The organism is Streptomyces sp. (assembly GCF_050698815.1).
Lineage (GTDB): Bacteria > Actinomycetota > Actinomycetes > Streptomycetales > Streptomycetaceae > Streptomyces.
This window is the reverse complement of sequence record NZ_JBOHCV010000089.1, coordinates 1-5236: the sequence shown is the minus strand read 5'-3', so window position 1 is coordinate 5236 and position 5236 is coordinate 1. Positions and strand designations below refer to the sequence as shown.

The following is a 5236-nucleotide window of genomic DNA, read 5'->3' as shown; positions in this document are numbered from 1 at the left end:
ACTTGGTGGTGGTGTTCGGTGCTGTTGTGTGCCCGGGTGGTGTTCGAGCGGTCCTTCGTTGCCGGCCTCACCTGTCGGCTGTCGGCCGCGCTCTTCCTGCTGTCATCCGTAGACGAGGCGGCGCAGTTGCCGCAGTGAGAGGTCGGGGGGCGCTACCGCACGGCGCGGCAGCTCCGACGAGATCCGGGCGAAGATCTCCGTGTTGGCCAGCCCCCTGGACTGCAGCTCGCGATGGCGGCGGCGTACATACTCCTCGGTCGTCTCGTCGAAGTACGCCAGTACGTCCAGGACGATCCGGGCCGCCTCGCCGCGTCGGAGCGGCGTGGTGCGGACCAGGTGGTCGATGAGGTCGTCGTGGACCGGCGTACGGACTTCCAGCACACCTTGATATTGCGGGCTCGGCGTAGGGAACGCAAGAATGCTGCCCGATATCGGGCAAGCCGTGTCGACTATGGCGGACAGTGAACAGTCGGTGACGCTCTGCTCTCACGTCGTGCCCGTGTGGCCCGGGTCCAGCCGGATCCAGCCGGGTCCAAGTGGTCTACACCTTGACCGGTCCTGAGGGGCGCGATACGAGTGTGACGGTTCCGTCGCTCCATGCACGTGCCACGGCCATGCAGCCGCCCCTCCCTGCGTGCGCCTCCATGAACGAAGCCCATCGAAGGGATCGCTCGTGAGACGAATCCGGCAGCTGCTGCTCTGCGCCGCTCTCCTCGCCACCGCTCTGCCCGGCTCCTTCACGGCAGCCGCCGACCAGCCCGCCGACCCGCCCGCCGGTCAGGAACAGCAGCCCAGGCCGCTGGACCAGGTCATACCCGCCCCCGCGTCCGTACGGGCGGGTGGTGCGCCGTTCAGCATCGGCGAGCGGACCGTGATCCGGGTGCCGGGCGCCTCGGACGAGGCCCGGCGGATCGGCGGCCAACTCGCCGCGCTGCTGCGCCCGTCCACCGGCTACGAGCTGCCGGTCACCGCCAGGCCGGGCGATGACGGCATCCAGCTGAAGCTCCTGCGCGACGGCGCCGGTGCGGACGCCCGTAAGTCCGCCCTGGGGGTGGAGGGTTACCGCCTGAAGGTCTCCCCGCGGGCCGCCGTGATCAGCGCGCCCACCGGCACGGGGCTCTTCCACGGCATCCAGACGCTGCGCCAACTTCTCCCCGCGCAGGTCGAGTCGCGCACCGAACAGCCCGGACCATGGCGGGTGGCCGGCGGCACCATCACCGATACGCCGCGCTACGCCTACGGCGGCGCGATGCTCGACGTCTCCCGGCACTTCTTCGGCGTCGACGAGGTCAAGCGCTACATCGACCAGCTTGCCCTGTACAAGATCAACAAGCTCCATCTGCATCTCTCCGACGACCAGGGCTGGCGGATCGCCATCGACTCCTGGCCGCGGCTGGCCGGCTATGGCGGCGGCAGCGAGGTCGGCGGCGGACCCGGCGGCTTCTACACCAAGGCCGACTACCGGGAGATCCTGCGGTACGCCGCCGACCGGCGGCTGACCGTCGTCCCCGAAATCGACATGCCCGGCCATACGAACGCCGCGCTCGCCTCCTACGCCGAGCTGAACTGCGACGGCGTCGCCCCGCCCCGCTACACCGGCACCGAGGTCGGCTTCAGCTCGCTGTGCGTACCGCTGCCGGTGACCTACGACTTCGTCGACGACGTGGTGCGCGAACTGGCCGCGATGACACCGGGTCGGTATCTGCACATCGGCGGCGACGAGGCGCACTCGACCAGCCACGAGGACTACGTCGCCTTCATGGAACGGGCGCAGAAGACCGTCGCGAAGTACGGCAAGACCGTGATCGGCTGGCATCAGCTCACCGGAGCCGAGCCCGCCGAGGGGGCCGTCGCACAGTACTGGGGCACGACGGGGGAGGAGAAGGAGGTCGCCGAGGCCGCGAAGAAGGGCACCCGGCTGATACTGTCCCCGGCCAACCGCGCCTACCTCGACATGCAGTACAACGAGGACACTCCGCTCGGGCTGCACTGGGCGGGATACGTGGAGGCCGAGCAGTCCTACGACTGGGACCCGGGCAGTTACATCAAGGGCGCCCCCGGCGACGCCGTGTTCGGGGTCGAGGCGCCGCTGTGGTCGGAGACGCTGGAGAACAGCCGGCACATCGAGTTCATGGCCTTCCCGCGGCTGCCGGGTATCGCGGAACTCGGGTGGTCGCCCGCTTCGACGCACGACTGGAACGCCTACCGGGTGCGGCTGGCCCAGCAGGGCCCGCGCTGGGACGAGCTGGGCATGGAGTACTGGCGCTCCCCGCAGGTCCCCTGGCCGGGCGGCGGCGGCTGACCGGGCGACGGCGGCTGACCGGCTGACGGCGGCTGACCGGCCGGTCCAGGCCTGTCAGCCGCTGTTGCTCCCACCCGGTACGTATCCGCCGCCGATCGCACGGCGCAGGCGCCGCGCGTCGTCCTCGACGCGGTGCACGACGCTGCCGGCCCGCCCACGGGGGACGGCCGGGGGCGGCGCGGTGCCGGTCAGGCGGGTGCGCCGAGGGTCAGAAGGTGAGCCCAAGTTCCCTGGCGACGAGCATCCGCTGGACCTCGCTCGTCCCCTCGCCGATCTCCAGGATCTTCGAGTCCCGCCACATCCGGGCCACCGGATACTCGTTCATGAAGCCGTAGCCGCCGTGGATCTGGGTGGCCTCGCGGGCGTTGGTCACCGCGATCTCGGAGGAGTACAGCTTGGCCAGCGCGGCCTGCTTCTTGAACGGCTCGCCGAGGATCAGCCGGGACGCCGCGTCCCGCCAGGACACCCGTGCGGTGTGGGTCCGCATTTCCATGTCGGCCAGCTTGAACTGAATGGCCTGGTTGGCGCCGATGGGTTTGCCGAACGCCTGCCGCGTCTTGGCGTAGCCGACGGACTCGTCGACGCAGCCCTGGGCCAGGCCGGTGGCCAGCGCCGAGATCGCGATCCGGCCCTCGTCGAGGATGCGCAGGAACTGGGCGTAGCCGCGGCCCTCCTCGCCGAGCAGGTTCGCCGCCGGGACCCGCACGTCGGAGAAGGACAGCTCGCGGGTGTCCGAGGCGTTCCAGCCGACCTTGGAGTAGGGGGCGGCGACCGTGAAGCCCGGGGTGCCGGAGGGGACGATGATGGTCGAGATCAGCGGTGCGCCGTCGTCCTTGCGGCCGGTGACGGCGGTGACGGTGACCAGGCCCGTGATGTCGGTGCCGGAGTTGGTGATGAAGCACTTCGTGCCGTTGATCACCCACTCTCCGGTCTGCTCGTCGCGTACGGCGGTCGTACGGGTGCCGCCGGCGTCCGAGCCGCACTCGGGCTCGGTCAGGCCGAAGGCGCCCAGCAGTTCGCCGGAGCACAGCCGGGGCAGCCACTCGCGCTTCTGCTCCTCGGTGCCGAAGCGGAAGATGGGCATCGCGCCGAGGGAGACCCCGGCCTCCAGGGTGATGGCCACCGAGGAGTCGACGCGGGCCAGCTCCTCCAGGGCGATGCAGAGCGCGAGATAGTCGCCGCCCATGCCGCCGTACTCCTCGGGGAAGGGCAGGCCGAACAGGCCCATCTCGCCCATCTGGCGCACGATCTCGTACGGGAACTCGTGCCGCTCGTAGAACTCCCCGATCCTGGGGGCGACGACCTTCTGAGCGAACTCCTCGACGGTGCTGCGGAGTTCCTCGTGTTCGGAGGAGAGGCGGTGGTCGAGAGACATGATGGTCACTGCTCCTTGTGGGAGGGCTGGTCGGTGCCCGGGCCGGTGTCCGCGCCGGTGAGCGCGCGCACGGTGCGGGACGGGCTGGGGCGGCCCAGTCGGCCGGCCATCCAGTCGCTGGTGTCGGTGAGGCGGGCCAGGTCGACCCCGGTGTCGATGCCGAGGCCCCGCAGCATCCAGACGAGGTCCTCGGTGGCGAGATTTCCGGTGGCGCTCTTCGCGTACGGGCAGCCGCCGAGGCCGCCCGCGGAGGCGTCGACGGTGGCCACACCGTGCTGAAGTGCGGCGAGGGTGTTGGACAAGGCCTGGCCGTAGGTGTCGTGGAAGTGGACGGCGAGCTGCCCGGTGGGCACCCCTGCCTCGTTCAACGCGGCGAGCAGCGCGGAGACATGGCCCGGGGTGGCGACGCCGATGGTGTCGCCGAGGCTCAGCTCGTCGCAGCCCATCTCGAGCAGGGCGCGGCAGACACCGACGACCTGGGCGAGCGGGACGGCGCCTTCCCAGGGGTCGCCGAAGCACATGGAGACGTAGCCGCGCACCCACTGTCCTTCCGCCTTGGCCCGGGTGACCACAGGCTCGAACATCGCCAGGGACTCCGACAGCGTGCGGTTCAGGTTGGCCTTGGCGAAGGACTCGGTGGCGCTGGCGAAGACGGCGATGTCCCGGCACCCGTGTGCCACGGCCCGCTCCAGGCCGCGCGCGTTGGGCACCAGCACGGGCAGCCGCAGATCTCGGGGGAGGTCGCTTATCAGCGGCATGAGCTGTTCCGCGTCGGCGAGTTGGGGCACCCACTTGGGGTGTACGAAGCTGGTGGCCTCGATGGTGCGGAGGCCGGCGTCGCGCAGCCGGTGGATGAACTCGGCCTTCACCTCGACGGGCACGGTCGATTGCTCGTTCTGCAGCCCGTCGCGCGGGCCGACCTCGTAGATCCGCACCTCGGGCGGCAGTCCGCCGGCCGGGAACCGTGTGGGCAGACCGTCGGTCATGCTTCCGCCTCCATCTCGTTCTCTTCGGCGGGTTCGGCGGCCGCGGCGGGGTGCGGCTCCACGACGGCGAGCACCTGGTCCATGGCGACCGTGCTGCCCGCCGTGACGTCCAGTTCGGTGACCGTCCCGTCGTAGGGGGCGGTGATGACGTGCTCCATCTTCATCGCCTCGACGACGAGCAGGCTCTGCCCCGCGGTGACCTGGTCACCGGCGGCGGCCTTGACGACGGTGACGGTGCCCGGCATGGGCGCGGTCAGCGCGTCGGCGCCGTGCGCCCCCGCCCCGCCGCGGAGGGCCGCCGCGACGGGGTCGTGGTCCTGTACGTGCCAGCTGTCCCCGTCCCGGCCGAGCCAATGGCCGGCCCCGGAGGGGGCGTGGGCCAGCGGAACGCTGAGGCCGTCCCACTCGAGCCGCACCCGGTCCGGGCAGGCGTCGTCCGCCAGCCGTGCGGCGTGCGGCTCTTCTTCGCCGACGGCCTCGCCGACCCGGACCTGCGCGTCGCGGGAGTGCCCCCGCACCCGGACGGCCACCGGGTCGTGGCCCGGCACGCGCAAGTGGTGCACGGTCCAGGCC

Annotated in this window: 5 protein-coding genes; 1 reads left to right on the top strand and 4 read right to left on the bottom strand. The window is 71.1% G+C overall.

The window, feature by feature from the left end; all coding sequences use genetic code 11:
- Positions 1-102: 102 nt before the first annotated feature.
- On the bottom strand, positions 103-381 hold the full coding sequence (locus ACRDP3_RS03555) for a hypothetical protein (protein ID WP_431515323.1): 279 nt from the start codon (positions 379-381) through the stop codon (positions 103-105).
- 301 nt (positions 382-682) lie between these two features.
- Between ACRDP3_RS03555 and ACRDP3_RS03550 the strand changes: the two genes are divergently transcribed.
- Positions 683-2302: a beta-N-acetylhexosaminidase gene (locus ACRDP3_RS03550; protein WP_431515324.1), complete on the top strand. Its 1620-nt coding sequence runs from the start codon at positions 683-685 to the stop codon at positions 2300-2302.
- 208 nt (positions 2303-2510) lie between these two features.
- Here the strand turns inward: ACRDP3_RS03550 and ACRDP3_RS03545 are convergent, their stop codons facing one another.
- From ACRDP3_RS03545 to ACRDP3_RS03535, 3 genes are all read right to left on the bottom strand, one after another.
- Complete coding sequence (locus tag ACRDP3_RS03545; RefSeq protein ID WP_431515322.1) at positions 2511-3677, bottom strand: acyl-CoA dehydrogenase family protein; 1167 nt, start codon at positions 3675-3677, stop codon at positions 2511-2513.
- Positions 3678-3682: 5 nt separating this feature from the next.
- Positions 3683-4663, bottom strand: a complete 981-nt coding sequence (locus ACRDP3_RS03540; RefSeq protein ID WP_431515321.1) for a hydroxymethylglutaryl-CoA lyase — start codon at positions 4661-4663, stop codon at positions 3683-3685.
- On the bottom strand, positions 4660-5236 hold a 577-nt coding region (locus ACRDP3_RS03535), incomplete at its 5' end, for an acetyl-CoA carboxylase biotin carboxyl carrier protein subunit (protein WP_431515320.1). The genes ACRDP3_RS03535 and ACRDP3_RS03540, both read right to left, overlap by 4 nt.